Origin of the sequence: Aquabacterium sp., from assembly GCF_034003525.1 — a bacterium.
Classification (GTDB): Bacteria; Pseudomonadota; Gammaproteobacteria; order Burkholderiales; family Burkholderiaceae_C; genus Aquabacterium.
Genome location: NZ_JAVEYN010000002.1, coordinates 157,920 through 171,286, shown reverse-complemented (window position 1 = coordinate 171,286; position 13,367 = coordinate 157,920). Strand labels below are relative to the sequence as shown.

21 protein-coding genes and 2 tRNA genes are annotated in these 13,367 nt (G+C 61.8%); 19 read left to right on the top strand and 4 right to left on the bottom strand.

Annotation, left to right across the window (positions count from 1 at the left end):
• Positions 1–95: 95 nt before the first annotated feature.
• From rplN to RBT42_RS02255, 19 genes are all read left to right on the top strand, one after another.
• Entirely contained in the window at positions 96–464 is a 369-nt protein-coding gene (gene rplN, locus RBT42_RS02345) for a 50S ribosomal protein L14 (RefSeq protein ID WP_260788821.1), read from the top strand.
• 30 nt (positions 465–494) lie between these two features.
• Positions 495–812, top strand: coding sequence for a 50S ribosomal protein L24 (gene rplX / locus RBT42_RS02340; RefSeq protein ID WP_320362207.1), 318 nt, complete (start codon positions 495–497; stop codon positions 810–812).
• 8 nt (positions 813–820) lie between these two features.
• Complete coding sequence (gene rplE, locus RBT42_RS02335) at positions 821–1,372, top strand: 50S ribosomal protein L5 (RefSeq protein ID WP_320362205.1); 552 nt, start codon at positions 821–823, stop codon at positions 1,370–1,372.
• Between the two features lie 8 nt (positions 1,373–1,380).
• On the top strand, positions 1,381–1,686 hold the full coding sequence (gene rpsN, locus RBT42_RS02330) for a 30S ribosomal protein S14 (RefSeq protein WP_109037607.1): 306 nt from the start codon (positions 1,381–1,383) through the stop codon (positions 1,684–1,686).
• A gap of 30 nt (positions 1,687–1,716) precedes the next feature.
• Positions 1,717–2,112, top strand: coding sequence for a 30S ribosomal protein S8 (gene rpsH / locus RBT42_RS02325; RefSeq protein ID WP_320362203.1), 396 nt, complete (start codon positions 1,717–1,719; stop codon positions 2,110–2,112).
• A gap of 16 nt (positions 2,113–2,128) precedes the next feature.
• A complete protein-coding gene (rplF, locus tag RBT42_RS02320) occupies positions 2,129–2,662 on the top strand; it encodes a 50S ribosomal protein L6 (protein WP_320362202.1) in 534 nt (177 codons plus the stop codon).
• Positions 2,663–2,676: 14 nt separating this feature from the next.
• On the top strand, positions 2,677–3,039 hold the full coding sequence (rplR, locus tag RBT42_RS02315) for a 50S ribosomal protein L18 (protein WP_320362200.1): 363 nt from the start codon (positions 2,677–2,679) through the stop codon (positions 3,037–3,039).
• Positions 3,040–3,068: 29 nt separating this feature from the next.
• Entirely contained in the window at positions 3,069–3,587 is a 519-nt protein-coding gene (rpsE, locus tag RBT42_RS02310) for a 30S ribosomal protein S5 (protein WP_300157552.1), read from the top strand.
• 16 nt (positions 3,588–3,603) lie between these two features.
• On the top strand, positions 3,604–3,786 hold the full coding sequence (gene rpmD / locus RBT42_RS02305; protein ID WP_306563604.1) for a 50S ribosomal protein L30: 183 nt from the start codon (positions 3,604–3,606) through the stop codon (positions 3,784–3,786).
• Between the two features lie 23 nt (positions 3,787–3,809).
• Positions 3,810–4,244: a 50S ribosomal protein L15 gene (gene rplO / locus RBT42_RS02300; protein ID WP_320362197.1), complete on the top strand. Its 435-nt coding sequence runs from the start codon at positions 3,810–3,812 to the stop codon at positions 4,242–4,244.
• A 44-nt stretch (positions 4,245–4,288) separates the two neighbouring features.
• Positions 4,289–5,599, top strand: a complete 1,311-nt coding sequence (gene secY, locus RBT42_RS02295; RefSeq protein ID WP_320362196.1) for a preprotein translocase subunit SecY — start codon at positions 4,289–4,291, stop codon at positions 5,597–5,599.
• A 316-nt stretch (positions 5,600–5,915) separates the two neighbouring features.
• Complete coding sequence (rpmJ, locus tag RBT42_RS02290; protein WP_035036301.1) at positions 5,916–6,029, top strand: 50S ribosomal protein L36; 114 nt, start codon at positions 5,916–5,918, stop codon at positions 6,027–6,029.
• A 41-nt stretch (positions 6,030–6,070) separates the two neighbouring features.
• On the top strand, positions 6,071–6,433 hold the full coding sequence (gene rpsM, locus RBT42_RS02285) for a 30S ribosomal protein S13 (RefSeq protein ID WP_300157544.1): 363 nt from the start codon (positions 6,071–6,073) through the stop codon (positions 6,431–6,433).
• Positions 6,434–6,468: 35 nt separating this feature from the next.
• Entirely contained in the window at positions 6,469–6,873 is a 405-nt protein-coding gene (gene rpsK, locus RBT42_RS02280) for a 30S ribosomal protein S11 (RefSeq protein WP_320362193.1), read from the top strand.
• A gap of 282 nt (positions 6,874–7,155) precedes the next feature.
• Complete coding sequence (gene rpsD, locus RBT42_RS02275; protein ID WP_320362192.1) at positions 7,156–7,779, top strand: 30S ribosomal protein S4; 624 nt, start codon at positions 7,156–7,158, stop codon at positions 7,777–7,779.
• A 142-nt stretch (positions 7,780–7,921) separates the two neighbouring features.
• The gene (locus tag RBT42_RS02270; protein ID WP_320362191.1) at positions 7,922–8,908 is read left to right on the top strand and encodes a DNA-directed RNA polymerase subunit alpha; all 987 of its coding nucleotides are present in this window, start codon (positions 7,922–7,924) and stop codon (positions 8,906–8,908) included.
• A gap of 96 nt (positions 8,909–9,004) precedes the next feature.
• Positions 9,005–9,394, top strand: coding sequence for a 50S ribosomal protein L17 (gene rplQ, locus RBT42_RS02265; protein WP_320362190.1), 390 nt, complete (start codon positions 9,005–9,007; stop codon positions 9,392–9,394).
• 195 nt (positions 9,395–9,589) lie between these two features.
• A tRNA-Met gene (locus RBT42_RS02260) sits at positions 9,590–9,666 on the top strand.
• 122 nt (positions 9,667–9,788) lie between these two features.
• Positions 9,789–9,865: transfer RNA gene (locus RBT42_RS02255), tRNA-Met, on the top strand.
• Between the two features lie 95 nt (positions 9,866–9,960).
• Here RBT42_RS02255 and RBT42_RS02250 read toward each other — a convergent pair.
• From RBT42_RS02250 to RBT42_RS02235, 4 genes are all read right to left on the bottom strand, one after another.
• The gene (locus RBT42_RS02250; RefSeq protein ID WP_320362189.1) at positions 9,961–11,100 is read right to left on the bottom strand and encodes an acyl-CoA dehydrogenase family protein; all 1,140 of its coding nucleotides are present in this window, start codon (positions 11,098–11,100) and stop codon (positions 9,961–9,963) included.
• Between the two features lie 13 nt (positions 11,101–11,113).
• Positions 11,114–12,325 carry an acetyl-CoA C-acyltransferase gene (locus RBT42_RS02245; RefSeq protein WP_320362188.1) on the bottom strand — a complete coding sequence of 404 codons (1,212 nt, stop codon included), beginning with the start codon at positions 12,323–12,325 and terminating at the stop codon, positions 11,114–11,116.
• Between the two features lie 132 nt (positions 12,326–12,457).
• Positions 12,458–12,880, bottom strand: coding sequence for a YeeE/YedE family protein (locus RBT42_RS02240; protein WP_320362187.1), 423 nt, complete (start codon positions 12,878–12,880; stop codon positions 12,458–12,460).
• A gap of 19 nt (positions 12,881–12,899) precedes the next feature.
• Positions 12,900–13,340: a YeeE/YedE family protein gene (locus RBT42_RS02235; protein ID WP_320362186.1), complete on the bottom strand. Its 441-nt coding sequence runs from the start codon at positions 13,338–13,340 to the stop codon at positions 12,900–12,902.
• Positions 13,341–13,367: the final 27 nt, after the last annotated feature.

Here is a 13,367-nt window from a genome sequence, read left to right as displayed (position 1 = left end):
CTTTTGCAGATCCGCCCGTTCTACGGGCCCAAGACTGACCGTTCGTTGTTGCGTAAGTGGTTTGCGCAGCCGATCGGGCCAAGTTGGGGTACACCATGATCCAAATGCAATCGCGACTTGACGTCGCTGACAACACGGGTGCTAAGAGCGTCATGTGCATCAAGGTGCTCGGTGGCTCAAAGCGTCGTTACGCCGGTATTGGCGACATCATCAAGGTCAGCATCAAAGAAGCTGCACCGCGTGGTCGCGTCAAAAAGGGCGAGGTTTACAGCGCTGTGGTCGTCCGCACTGCCAAGGGTGTTCGTCGTCAAGACGGCTCTCTGGTGAAGTTTGATGGCAATGCCGCCGTGCTGCTGAACGCAAAGCTGGAGCCGATCGGCACCCGCATCTTCGGCCCCGTGACGCGTGAACTGCGTTCCGAGCGCTTCATGAAGATCGTGTCGCTGGCTCCCGAGGTTCTGTAATCCCTCGGCGCAACGCAAAGGACAGCTCTTATGAACAAGCTCAAGACAGGCGACCAGGTCATTGTTCTGACCGGCCGTGACAAAGGCAAGCGTGGCACTGTGTCCGCTCGCGTGGATGTCGACCATCTGTTGGTCGAAGGCGTGAACGTTGCCAAAAAGCACGTCAAGCCGAACCCTCTGAAGGGCACCACCGGCGGCATCGTTGACAAGACCATGCCCATCCACCAGTCCAACGTGGCAATTTTCAACCCTGCTTCCGGCAAGGCTGACCGCGTCGGTATCAAGCTCCTGGAAGACGGCAAGAAAGTGCGCGTCTACAAGTCCAGCGGCGAAGAAATCAAGGCTTGAGGTCAAAAATGGCTCAAACACAAGCTCGCCTGCAGCAGTTTTACCGCGAAAAGGTCGTCCCCGACCTGATGGCCAAGTTCGGCTACAAGTCGATCATGGAAGTGCCGCGTCTGACCAAGATCACCCTGAACATGGGTGTCTCGGAAGCCGTGTCGGACAAGAAGGTCATGGAGCACGCCGTCGGCGACCTGACCAAGATCGCTGGCCAAAAGCCCGTGGTCACCATGTCCCGCAAGCCCATCGCCGGCTTCAAGATCCGCGAAAACATGCCCATCGGCTGCATGGTCACCCTGCGTGGTGCCACCATGTTCGAATTCCTGGACCGTTTCGTCACCATCTCGCTGCCTCGCGTTCGTGACTTCCGCGGTATCTCGGGTCGTTCTTTTGACGGTCGCGGCAACTACAACGTCGGCGTCAAGGAACAGATCATTGTCCCGGAAATCGAATACGACAAGATCGACGCCATCCGTGGTCTGAACATCAGCATCACGACGACGGCCAAGACCGACGACGAAGCGAAGGCTCTGCTGGCTGCTTTCAAGTTCCCGTTCAAGAACTGAGGTACATCGTGGCAAAAGTATCCTTGAAGCAACGCGAAGAAAAGCGCGAAAAGCTGGTTGCCAAGTACGCACAAAAGTACGCCGAACTGAAGGCCATCATCGATGACGCCAAGAAGTCGGAAGAAGAGCGTTACGCCGCCCGTCTTGAGCTGCAAAAGCTGCCCCGCAATGCCAACCCGACCCGTCTGCGCGCTCGCTGCAACCTGACTGGTCGCCCCCGTGGCACTTTCCGTCAGTTCGGTCTGGGTCGCACCAAGATCCGTGAATTGGCTTTCGCTGGCGACATCCCCGGTGTCACCAAGGCGAGCTGGTAATCCCAGCAGGTCACGAACAGGAGTTATCCCATGAGCATGAGTGATCCCATCGCCGACATGCTGACACGCATCCGCAACGCCCAAATGGTCTCCAAGACCGGTGTTGCCATGCCGTCGTCCAAGCTGAAAGTCGCGATTGCCCAGGTCCTGAAGGACGAAGGCTACATTGACGGTTTCGCCGTCACCGGCGAGGCTGCAAAGCCCACGCTGGAAATCTCGCTGAAGTACTACGCTGGTCGCCCGGTCATCGAGCGCATCGAGCGTGTCTCTCGCCCCGGTCTGCGCATTTACAAGGGCCGTCACGACATCCCTCAGGTCATGAATGGCCTGGGTGTGGCAATCGTGACCACCCCCAAGGGTGTGATGACCGACCGCAAGGCTCGCGCCGCCGGTATCGGTGGTGAAGTGCTCTGCTACGTCGCCTAATCGAGGAGCAATCGCAATGTCCCGCGTTGGAAAAATGCCGATCGCCGTCCCTCAAGGTGTGGACGTCCAGATCACCCCAGCCGCCGTCACCGTCAAGGGCAGCCTCGGTACGCTGAGCCTGCCTGCCAACAGCCTGGTTGTCGTCTCGAACGAAGCCGGTCAGTTGAAGGTGGCCCCGGCTAACGACACCGCCGCCGCCAATGCCATGTCCGGCACCTTCCGTGCCCTGCTGAACAACACCGTCAACGGTGTCAGCAAGGGTTTCGAGAAGAAGCTGACCCTGGTGGGTGTGGGCTTCCGTGCCCAGGCACAAGGTCAAAAGCTGAACCTGCAGATCGGTTTCTCTCACCCCGTGGTGAAGGACATGCCTGCTGGTATCAAGGTTGAGACGCCGGCCCCGACCGAAATCCTGATCAAGGGTTCCGATCGCCAGGTCGTTGGTCAGATCGCCGCTGAAATTCGCGCCTTCCGTCCGCCAGAGCCGTACAAGGGCAAGGGCATCCGGTACGCCGACGAGCGTGTGGTCATCAAAGAGACCAAGAAGAAGTAAGGAGCTGATTCATCATGGCAACAAGCAAGAAGGAACAGCGCCTGCGTCGCGCACGCCAGACGCGTGCCCGCATCGCCCTGCAAGGCGCTGTGCGTCTGACGGTCTTCCGCACCAACCTGCACATCTACGCCAGCGTGATTTCTGGCGACGGCAGCAAGGTCCTGGCCACCGCCTCGACCGCCGAGAAGGAAGTGCGCGAGCAACTCAAGGCTTCGGGTGGCAACGCCGCCGCTGCTGCCTTGATCGGCAAGCGCATCGCCGAGAAGGCCAAGGCTGCTGGCGTCGAGAAGGTCGCTTTCGACCGCGCTGGTTACCAGTATCACGGTCGTGTGAAGGCCTTGGCTGAAGCCGCGCGTGAAGCCGGTCTTCAGTTCTAAGCCGCGTCGGCAACCGGAAGGAATTTCAAATGGCTAAGTTTCAACCCAAGGTAGCGGACGAAGGTCGCGACGACGGTCTGCGCGAGAAGATGATCCAGGTGAACCGCGTGACCAAAGTGGTCAAGGGCGGTCGGATCATGGGCTTCGCAGCCCTGACCGTGGTCGGCGACGGCGATGGCCGCGTTGGCATGGGCAAGGGTAAGGCGCGTGAAGTGCCTCTGGCCGTGCAAAAGGCGATGGACCAAGCCCGTCGCAACATGGTCAAGGTCTCGCTCAAGAACGGTTCCGTGCACCACAACATCCGTGGCGAACACGGTGCAGCCAAGGTGCTGCTGGCCCCGGCGCCCGCCGGTACCGGCATCATCGCTGGCGGCCCGATGCGCGCTGTGTTTGAAGTGATGGGCGTGACCGACATCGTGGCCAAGAGCCTCGGTTCGAGCAACCCCTACAACATGGTTCGCGCCACGTTCGACGCCCTGAACAAGGCGACGACCCCGGCCGAAGTCGCTGCCAAGCGTGGTCTGAACGTTGAAGACATCTTCAACTGATCGCGGGAGAGCTGAGATGAGCGAAAAGAAAACTGTCACCGTCAAGCTGGTGCGCAGCCCGATCGGCACCCGTGCCGATCACCGCGCCACCGTGCGTGGTCTGGGTCTGCGTGGCATGAACAGCACGTCTGTCCTGGAAGACACGCCTGCTGTCCGCGGCATGATCAACAAGATCAGCTACATGGTCGTGGTGCTGTAAGCACTTTGACACTGGGGAACACCATGGAACTCAATAGCATCAAGCCCTCCGCAGGCGCCAAGCATGCCAAGCGCCGTGTTGGCCGCGGCATCGGCTCTGGCCTGGGCAAGACCGCTGGTCGCGGTCACAAGGGTCAGAAGTCGCGTTCGGGCGGCTACCACAAGGTGGGTTTCGAAGGCGGTCAAATGCCTTTGCAACGTCGCCTGCCCAAGCGTGGCTTCAAGTCGCACCTGCTGAAGTACAACGCCGAAATCACCCTGTCCGAGCTGCAAGCTCTGGGCGCGGCTGAAGTCGACGTTCTGTCGCTGAAGGCAGCCGGCCTGATCCCCCAGATCGCCAAGGTGGTCAAGGTGATCAAGTCGGGCGAACTGTCGGCCAAGGTTGTGCTCAAGGGCATCGGCGCGACCGCCGGCGCCAAGGCTGCGATCGAAGCTGCTGGTGGCTCGCTGGCTGAATAAGCCAACGGACACGACGCGAACTTAAGACAGAGAACGGACTCAGCGTGGCAACTTCTCCCACACAACTGGCTCAAAGCGGTAAGTATGGCGACCTGCAACGTCGCTTGGTCTTTCTGCTGCTCGCCTTGGTGGTCTACCGCATCGGGGCGCACATCCCCGTGCCCGGTATCGACCCGGCGCAGCTGCAACAGTTGTTCAAGGGGCAGCAAGGCGGCATCCTGAGTCTGTTCAACATGTTCTCGGGCGGAGCGCTGTCGCGCTTCACCGTGTTCGCGCTGGGCATCATGCCCTACATTTCTGCGTCCATCATCATGCAGATGATGGGCTATGTGGTACCGACCCTCGAAGCCTTGAAGAAGGAAGGCGAGGCCGGCCGCCGCAAGATCACCCAGTACACGCGTTTTGCGACGCTTGGCTTGGCCTTGTTCCAGTCCTTCGGCATTGCCGTGGCCCTGGAGGGCACGCCTGGTCTGGTGATCGACCCTGGTTTTGGTTTCCGCATGACTGCGGTGATCAGCCTGACTGCCGGCACCATGTTCCTCATGTGGCTGGGTGAGCAAATCACCGAACGCGGGCTGGGCAACGGCATTTCGATCCTGATTTTTGGCGGTATCGCTGCGGGCCTGCCCTCTGCCATGGGTGGTCTGTTCGAGCTGATCCGCACCGGTGCCATGAGCATCCCGGCCGCCATCTTCATCCTGGCGCTGGTGGTTCTGGTGACCTACTTGGTGGTGTTTGTCGAGCGGGGTCAGCGCAAGATCCTGGTCAACTACGCCAAGCGTCAGGTTGGCAACCGTGTCTACGGTGGTCAGTCTTCGCACCTGCCCTTGAAGATCAACATGGCTGGCGTGATCCCCCCGATCTTCGCTTCCTCGATCATCCTGCTGCCGACGACCGCAGTGAGCTGGTTTGCCACCGGTGACAGCATGCGTTGGCTCAAGGACATCGCTGGCATGTTGTCGCCTGGTCAGCCGATCTACGTGATTCTGTATTCTGTTGCGATCGTCTTCTTCTGTTTCTTCTACACGGCCCTGGTGTTCAACAGCCGAGAAACCGCAGACAACCTGAAGAAGAGCGGCGCCTTCATTCCTGGCATTCGCCCCGGCGACCAGACTGCCCGTTACATCGACAAGATTCTCGGCCGTCTGACCCTGGTGGGTGCGGTGTACATCACGGCCGTGTGCCTGCTGCCCGAGTTCCTCGTGCTCAAGTACAACGTTCCGTTCTATTTCGGTGGGACGTCCTTGCTCATCATCGTGGTTGTCACCATGGATTTTTGGGCTCAGGTTCAGTCTTACGTCATGTCTCAGCAGTACGACTCGCTGCTGAAGAAGGCAAGTTTCAAGTCAAACTGAAACGCACCAGCTCAGCTGGTGTCATGAAGGACCAGGCGAGTTGTTCGCTTGGTTGAGTCAGGGCACTGATCTCCTCGAATGGGTGTCACGTGCTTCTTCACCACAGTTTGGATGAGGGCCAGCTGGCTGCATCACTTCCAAGCGTTCCGCTTTTGCATTACAATCGCGGATTGCTCTGGCCAAAAGTGACGTTGACTGCTTGCCGTACGATTTGAGTCGTGCTCGCATCGTGTTCCGGGCGAAGTGAGCTTGAATTAGTTGACCCCGGAAACGTGGGCGAATTTCCGTTGAGAGATCAACGGTTCAGGAGAAGACCATGAAAGTCTCGGCATCCGTCAAGAAGATGTGCCGTAATTGCAAAATCATCCGCCGCAAGGGCGTGGTTCGCGTGATTTGCACCGACCCGCGTCACAAGCAGCGTCAAGGCTAACCGCCTGACCTGGCGACGACACAAGCGTTCAGAGGACAGTTATGGCACGTATTGCTGGCATCAACATTCCGCCGCACAAGCATACCGAAATCGGTCTGACTTCGATCTACGGCATTGGTCGCACCACCGCGCAGAAGATCTGCTCGGCGGCCGGCATTCCCTTCAACAAGAAGATCAAGGAATTGACCGACGGCGACCTGGAAAAGATTCGGGAAGAAGTGGGCAAGCTCACCATTGAAGGTGACCTGCGCCGCGAGCTCTCGATGAACATCAAGCGACTGATGGACCTGGGCTGCTACCGCGGCTTCCGTCACCGTCGTGGTCTGCCCCTTCGTGGCCAACGCACTCGCACCAACGCTCGCACTCGCAAGGGTCCGCGTAAGGCGATCGCTGGCAAGAAGTGATCAGGCTAAGCGACTGAGTTCAAGAGAGATAAATCATGGCTAAAGCACCTGCGAACAGCGCTGCACGTCGTGTGAGCAAGAAGGTCCGCAAGAACATTGCTGACGGTATTGCCCACGTGCACGCATCCTTCAACAACACCATCATCACCATCACGGACCGTCAGGGCAACTCCCTGTCTTGGGCTTCGTCTGGTGGTCAAGGCTTCAAGGGCTCGCGTAAGTCCACGCCGTTCGCTGCCCAGGTGGCTGCTGAAGTGGCAGGTCGCGCAGCTCAGGAGCAAGGCATCAAGAACCTCGATGTCGAGATCAAGGGCCCCGGTCCTGGTCGCGAGTCGTCGGTGCGCGCTCTGGCTTCGCTGGGCATCCGCATCGCTTCGATCTCTGACGTGACGCCCGTGCCGCACAACGGCTGCCGTCCTCAGAAGCGTCGTCGCATCTGATGTGATTTGCAGGCCCGCCTTCCCGGCGGGTCGCTCCACACCTCGCAGGTCATGGTGACATGGCCAGCGAGGTTGTTTCGTTGTGTATTTCTGACGCGCCTTTGCGGGTGCTCGGAGAGTGCAACTCGCTTGCTATAATGGCAGGCTCTTTGCGGTTGCGCGGCTGTGGCGATTTGTCGTCCGGGCCGTGACCGATAAGCCCACCGTCTGCGCAGGTGTTCATCGCCGCCAGACTCGCGTCGGCCCATGGCTGACGTCAGACAGATTACAAGGACACGAAAAGTGGCACGTTACCTCGGACCCAAGGCCAAGCTGGCCCGCCGTGAAGGCACCGACCTGTTTTTGAAGAGCGCCCGTCGCCCCATCAGCGACAAGGCCAAGTTTGACACGAAGCCTGGCCAGCACGGCCGCACTTCGGGCTCGCGCACTTCGGACTACGGTCTGCAACTGCGTGAAAAGCAGAAGGTCAAGCGCATGTACGGCGTGCTGGAGAAGCAATTTCGCCGCTACTTCGCTGAAGCCGAGCGTCGCAAGGGCAACACCGGTGCCAACCTGCTGACCCTGCTGGAATCGCGTCTCGACAACGTCGTCTACCGCATGGGCTTTGCCTCTACCCGCGCCGAAGCTCGCCAGCTGGTGGGCCACAAGGGTGTGGTCGTGAACGGTCAAGTCGTGAACATCCCGTCCTTCCTGGTCAAAACCGGCGACGTGGTCGCTGTGCGTGAAAAGGCCAAGAAGCAAGTGCGCGTTCAGGAAGCTTACAAGCTGGCCGAGTCGATCGGCATCCCTGGCTGGGTCCAGGTCGACGGCACCAAGCTCGAAGGCGTGTTCAAGAAGAGCCCGGACCGCGACGAGTTCGGCTCCGACATCAACGAATCGTTGATCGTCGAACTGTATTCTCGTTGATGCACCCCACAGGCTGCACTGCACGGCGTTGCGTCGTGTCGTGCGGCCTTGTGCATTTGTATTTCAGGGCCGGAGCAGGTGCTCCGGTTGGTCCAGCGGCCTTATCGGTGTAACGAGCCGAGGGTATTGACAGGAAGACCTCATGCAAACCAATTTGCTGAAACCCAAAGCCATCCAGGTGGAACCGCTGGGCGGTAACCGCGCCAAGGTCACGCTCGAACCGTTCGAGCGCGGCTATGGTCACACCCTGGGCAACGCGCTGCGTCGCGTGCTGCTGTCGTCGATGGTCGGTTTCGCGCCCACGGAAGTCACCATTGCTGGCGTCCTGCACGAGTACTCCGCCATCGATGGCGTTCAGGAAGATGTGGTTCACATCATGCTGAACCTCAAGGGCGTGGTGTTCCGCCTGCACAACCGTGACGAAGTCACGCTGGTGCTGCGCAAGGATGGTGAAGGCCCGGTCACGGCCGCTGACATCCAGACGCCGCACGACGTCGAGATCATCAACCCCGGTCATGTGATTGCCCACCTGTCGCAAGGTGGCAAGCTGGACATGCAGATCAAGGTCGAAAAGGGCCGTGGTTATGTGCCGGGCAACGTCCGTCGCTATGGCGAGGAAAGCAGCAAGGCCATTGGCCGCATCGTGCTGGACGCCTCGTTCTCGCCGGTTCGCCGCGTGAGCTACACGGTCGAGAGCGCCCGTGTGGAACAGCGTACTGACCTGGACAAGCTGGTCATGGAAATCGAAACCAACGGCGCCATCACGCCTGAGGAGTCGATCCGCGCTTCCGCCAAGATCCTGGTGGAACAGCTGGCTGCGTTCGCGCACCTGGAAGGCAACGATCTGCAGACGCTGATCGATGCGCCGAAGTCCAGCGCCGTGTTCGATCCGATCTTGCTGCGTCCGGTGGACGAGCTGGAACTGACCGTGCGTTCGGCGAACTGCCTGAAGGCCGAGAACATCTACTACATCGGCGACCTGATCCAGCGTACCGAGACCGAGCTGCTCAAGACCCCGAACCTGGGTCGCAAGTCGCTCAACGAGATCAAGGAAGTTCTGGCTTCTCGTGGTCTGGCTTTGGGCTCGCGCCTGGAAGCCTGGCCGCCCCAAGGGCTCGACAAGCGTTGATTTTTGAAAGAGCGTGATCCACACCGGATCACGCGGTGCACCCGGCGGTACCTTGAAACGGCCGTCGGTTTTTATAAGTAAGAAAGGACTAGCACCATGCGTCACGGACACGGACTCCGTAAACTGAACCGCACTTCGTCGCACCGTCTGGCGATGCTGCGCAACATGGCCAACTCGCTCATCGAGCACGAAGCCATCAAGACCACCGTCCCCAAGGCCAAGGAACTGCGTCGCGTTGTCGAGCCGCTGATCACCCTGGCCAAGGAGCCGACCGTGGCCAACAAGCGTCTGGCTTTCGACCGTCTGCGTAACCGCGACAACGTCGTCAAGCTGTTCAACGTGCTGGGCCCCCGCTTTGCCAAGCGTCCGGGCGGCTACACCCGTATCTTGAAGATGGGCTTCCGCGTGGGCGACAACGCTCCGATGGCCTACATGGAGCTGGTTGAGCGCACCGAAGAAGCTGCTGTTGAAGCCGCTGCTGAATAAGCACACTGGCGTTTGACCGCCTGAAGCCCGTCACGTGCAAGCGTGGCGGGTTTTTTCTTGGCTGAACGGTTGGCGTCCTTCGCGACGTGCCTCCGGATCCGCCAGTGCGGTGGCGGGGCATCTGGGGCCATTTCGGCCTTTTTTTGGACGCCACTGGTCAAGTGGCACAAGTTGTGTCATAATAACTTTCTCTGTCGCGGGGTGGAGCAGTCTGGTAGCTCGTTGGGCTCATAACCCAAAGGTCGTTGGTTCAAATCCGGCCCCCGCAACCAAAAAATTTGGCGAAAGCCTTGAGAAAGTGGCTCTATCAGCAGCTTTCTCAAACCAGTGCACGGTGCGCCCCTTGTGGTCGGCATCGTGAAGTCAGAAGTTGCTTCTGGCGCGTCACCTCTGTCGCGGGGTGGAGCAGTCTGGTAGCTCGTTGGGCTCATAACCCAAAGGTCGTCGGTTCAAATCCGGCCCCCGCAACCAAGTTCAAAGGCCCTCGCAAGAGGGCCTTTTTCCTTGGTGTTGTTGGTTTGCTGGGTGCGTGACGTCGCGACGTTGCGGCCCGACTCAGCCCGCGCTCAAGTCGATTGGGCCATGGCCCGGGCGATGACAATGCGCTGGATGTCGCTGGCGCCTTCGTAGATCTGGCAGACCCGGACGTCGCGGTAGATGCGCTCAACCGGGAAGTCACTCACGTAGCCATAGCCACCGTGGATCTGGATGGCGTCGGAGGCGACCTTCTCCGCCATCTCAGAGGCAAATAGCTTGGCCATGGAAGCCTCGGTCAGGCAGGGCTGGCCGGCGTCTTTCAGTTGCGCGGCGCGCCAGACCATCAGGCGCGCGGCATCGACCTGGGTGGCCATGTCGGCGAGGCGGAAGCTGACGGCCTGGTGCTTGATCAGCGGTTTGCCGAAGGATTCGCGTTGGCGGGCGTAGGCGACAGCTGCTTCCAGGGCGGCGCGCGCCATGCCGATGCACTGGGCGGCGATCCCGATGCGCCCGGCCTCCAGTTGCGACAAGGCGATGCGATAGCCCTCGCCGGGGGCGCCGATGAGGGCATCGCGGGGCACGCGGCAGTTCTCGAAAATGATCTGGGCCGTGTCACTGGCGTGTTGGCCCAACTTGTCTTCGACGCGGGCGACGATGTAGCCGGGCGTGGCCGTCGGCACCAGAAAGCAGGAGATGCCTTTCTTGCCGGCACTTTTGTCGGTGACGGCCAGCACGATGGCGACATCGGCGTGCTTGCCGGTGGTAATGAACTGTTTGACGCCGTTGAGCACCCAGTGGTCGCCGTCGAGGGTGGCGGTGGTGCGGATGGCCGAGGCGTCGGAGCCGACGTGGGGCTCGGTCAGGCAGAAGCAGCCCAGCGCCTCGCCCTTGGCCAGCGGCACCAGCCAGCGCTGCTTTTGCGCTTCGCTGCCGTACTTGGCGGTGATGCCGCAGGGCAGCGAGTTCTGGACGCTGACGATGGTGGAGGTGGCGCCATCGCCGGCGGCGATCTCTTCGATGGCCAGTACGAGGCTCATGTAGTCCAGGCCGGCGCCGCCATAGGCCTCGGGCACCGTCATGCCCATGACGCCGAGAGCGCCCAATTCTTTCAAGGCGTCGGCCGGGAAGGTGTGATGGCGGTCCCACTCGGCGGCGTGGGGGGCCAGGCGCTCCTGGGCGAAGGCGCGCAGGGTGTCACGCAGCAGCGTCTGTTCGTGGTTGAGGATCATGGTGTGATGCCTTTCACAGGCACTCGATGGCGATGGCCGTGGCTTCGCCGCCACCAATGCACAGGCTGGCCATGCCGCGTTGCAGGCCACGCTGGCGCAGCGCACCCAGGAGGGTCACCAGGATGCGGGCGCCGGAGGCGCCGATGGGGTGGCCGAGGGCGCAGGCGCCGCCGTGGATGTTGACGCGCTCGTGGGGCAGTTGCAGCTCATGCATGGCGGCCATGGTGACCACGGCGAAGGCTTCATTGATCTCCCACAGGTCCACGTCCGCGGTGGTCCAGTCGAGGCGGTTGAGCAGCGCGCGCATGGCCCCCACGGGGGCGGTGGTGAACCAAGCGGGCTCCTGGGCGTGGGCGGCGTGGCCGCGGATCACCGCCAGAGGCGTGAGGCCCTGGGCTTGCGCCGCCGACTGGCGCATCAGGACGAGGGCCGCGGCACCGTCGGAGATTGAGCTGGAATTCGCGGCAGTGACTGTGCCGTCCTTGGCGAAGGCCGGCTTGAGCTGGGCGATCTTGTCGATCTGGGCCTTCGGCGGTTGTTCATCTTGCTGCACCACCGTGTCGCCGTGGCGTCCGGTCACGGTGACGGTTGCGGTCTCCCAGTCGAAATGACCGTCACGCAGGGCGGTTTGTGCTCGGGTGGTCGAGGCGATGGCGTACGCGTCCTGGGCTTCACGGGTGAAGCCGTAGTGGCGCGCGCAGTCTTCGGCGAAGGTGCCCATCAGGCGGCCCTGGGTGGCGGCGCTGTAGTGGTCTTCCAGGCCGTCGAAGAACATGTGGTCGATCATCTGGCCGTGGCCCAGGCGCTGGCCGCCACGCGCTTTCGGGAGCAGGTAGGGGGCGTTGCTCATGGACTCCATGCCGCCGACCACGACCGCCTGGGCGCTGCCGGCCAATAGCAGGTCGTGACCGAGCATGGTGGCCTTCATGCCGGAGCCGCAGACCTTGCTGATGGTGGTGCAGCCGGTGGACAGGGGCAGACCGCCCCCGAGAGCGGCCTGACGTACCGGGGCCTGGCCGAGGCCGGCGGGCAGGACGCAACCCAGCAGGACCTCGTCGATGGCTTCAGGCGGCAGGCCGCTGCGTGCGAGGGCGGCCGCAATGGCCTGGGCGCCGAGCTGCGGTGCGCTCAGGCTGGCGAGGCTGCCTTGAAACGCGCCCAAGGGCGTGCGGGCCGCGCTGACGATGACAATGGGATCGGCGGTGGGGGTGAGGGTGGCGGGCATCCGGGAGTCCTGGGAGCAGTGACGTGACGAGGCGCCCCGGAGGGCGCCTGTCGATGACGATGTCGGTCACTATGGCAGGCCGGCAAGGACTGCGCAATCAGGATGTCGCCCGGCATGGGGCGTCACGCCGCATCAGGGCTGGGTGCGGCGGCGTTGCCAACGCTGCAGGGCACCGCCCACCAGCATGGCGGGCACGAACAGCCAGGACTCGGTGTTGCCGGACAGGACGGTGGCCAGGGCAGGGCCGGGGCAGTAGCCGACCAGTCCCCAGCCGATGCCGAACAACGCGGCGCCGACGAGCAGTTTGCGGTCGACCTGGGTCAGCGTGGGCAGGTGAAAGCGCTCACCGTAGAACGGCACCGCGCGACGCAGGATGAAGCGGAAGGCGAGCAGTGTCACGAGCACCGCGCCACCCATGACAAAGGCCAGGCTGGGGTCCCAGGCGCCGGCCAGATCGAGGAAGTCAAGCACCTTCAAGGGGTTGGTCATCTCGGCGATGGCCAGGCCCAGGCCGAACACGACACCGGCCACCAGGCTCACAAGGGGTTGCATCATGATGGGGTTCTCCGGGGGCTCACAGGCCAAGCAGGTGGCGGGTGACGAAAACGGTGGCGATGCCGGTGGCCATGAAGACACCGGTTGCGGCCAGCGAGCGCAGCGACAGGCGGCCCAGGCCGCAGACACCATGGCCGCTGGTGCAGCCGTTGCCCAGCGAGGTGCCATAGCCGACCAGCAGGCCGGCCACGATCAGCAGCACGGGGGAGATGTCGGTGCGAGGGTTGGCCGTGCGGCCGGTGAAGGCAAACCAGGCCCAGCTGCCGCCGACCATGCCGAGCACGAACAGCAGGCGCCACAGCCAGACGCTGCGGGCCTGATGGGTGCGCCAGGCATCGACCAGACCGTGCGCGATGTTGCTGATGCCGGCGATGCGGCCGGTGCCCGCCAGCAGCACCACGGCGGACAAGCCGATCAGCAGGCCGCCGATCAACCCGGACACAGGGGTGAAGTTGCTCATGTCAAAAGACTCCAGAAAAGCAGGAAA

Bases quoted from the DNA above. Each gene is read 5' to 3' on its own strand.
- RBT42_RS02235 (WP_320362186.1), bottom strand. From the start codon at position 13,340: ATGAGCAACTTCACCCCTGTGTCCGGGTTGATCGGCGGCCTGCTGATC.
- rpmJ (WP_035036301.1), top strand. From the start codon at position 5,916: ATGAAAGTCTCGGCATCCGTCAAGAAGATGTGCCGTAATTGCAAAATC.
- RBT42_RS02270 (WP_320362191.1), top strand. From the start codon at position 7,922: ATGCAAACCAATTTGCTGAAACCCAAAGCCATCCAGGTGGAACCGCTG.
- rplN (WP_260788821.1), top strand. From the start codon at position 96: ATGATCCAAATGCAATCGCGACTTGACGTCGCTGACAACACGGGTGCT.
- RBT42_RS02245 (WP_320362188.1), bottom strand. From the start codon at position 12,325: ATGCCCGCCACCCTCACCCCCACCGCCGATCCCATTGTCATCGTCAGC.
- rplE (WP_320362205.1), top strand. From the start codon at position 821: ATGGCTCAAACACAAGCTCGCCTGCAGCAGTTTTACCGCGAAAAGGTC.
- RBT42_RS02240 (WP_320362187.1), bottom strand. From the start codon at position 12,880: ATGATGCAACCCCTTGTGAGCCTGGTGGCCGGTGTCGTGTTCGGCCTG.
- rplX (WP_320362207.1), top strand. From the start codon at position 495: ATGAACAAGCTCAAGACAGGCGACCAGGTCATTGTTCTGACCGGCCGT.
- rpsM (WP_300157544.1), top strand. From the start codon at position 6,071: ATGGCACGTATTGCTGGCATCAACATTCCGCCGCACAAGCATACCGAA.
- RBT42_RS02250 (WP_320362189.1), bottom strand. From the start codon at position 11,100: ATGATCCTCAACCACGAACAGACGCTGCTGCGTGACACCCTGCGCGCC.
- rpsK (WP_320362193.1), top strand. From the start codon at position 6,469: ATGGCTAAAGCACCTGCGAACAGCGCTGCACGTCGTGTGAGCAAGAAG.
- rplF (WP_320362202.1), top strand. From the start codon at position 2,129: ATGTCCCGCGTTGGAAAAATGCCGATCGCCGTCCCTCAAGGTGTGGAC.
- rpsH (WP_320362203.1), top strand. From the start codon at position 1,717: ATGAGCATGAGTGATCCCATCGCCGACATGCTGACACGCATCCGCAAC.
- rplO (WP_320362197.1), top strand. From the start codon at position 3,810: ATGGAACTCAATAGCATCAAGCCCTCCGCAGGCGCCAAGCATGCCAAG.
- rplQ (WP_320362190.1), top strand. From the start codon at position 9,005: ATGCGTCACGGACACGGACTCCGTAAACTGAACCGCACTTCGTCGCAC.
- rplR (WP_320362200.1), top strand. From the start codon at position 2,677: ATGGCAACAAGCAAGAAGGAACAGCGCCTGCGTCGCGCACGCCAGACG.
- rpsE (WP_300157552.1), top strand. From the start codon at position 3,069: ATGGCTAAGTTTCAACCCAAGGTAGCGGACGAAGGTCGCGACGACGGT.
- rpmD (WP_306563604.1), top strand. From the start codon at position 3,604: ATGAGCGAAAAGAAAACTGTCACCGTCAAGCTGGTGCGCAGCCCGATC.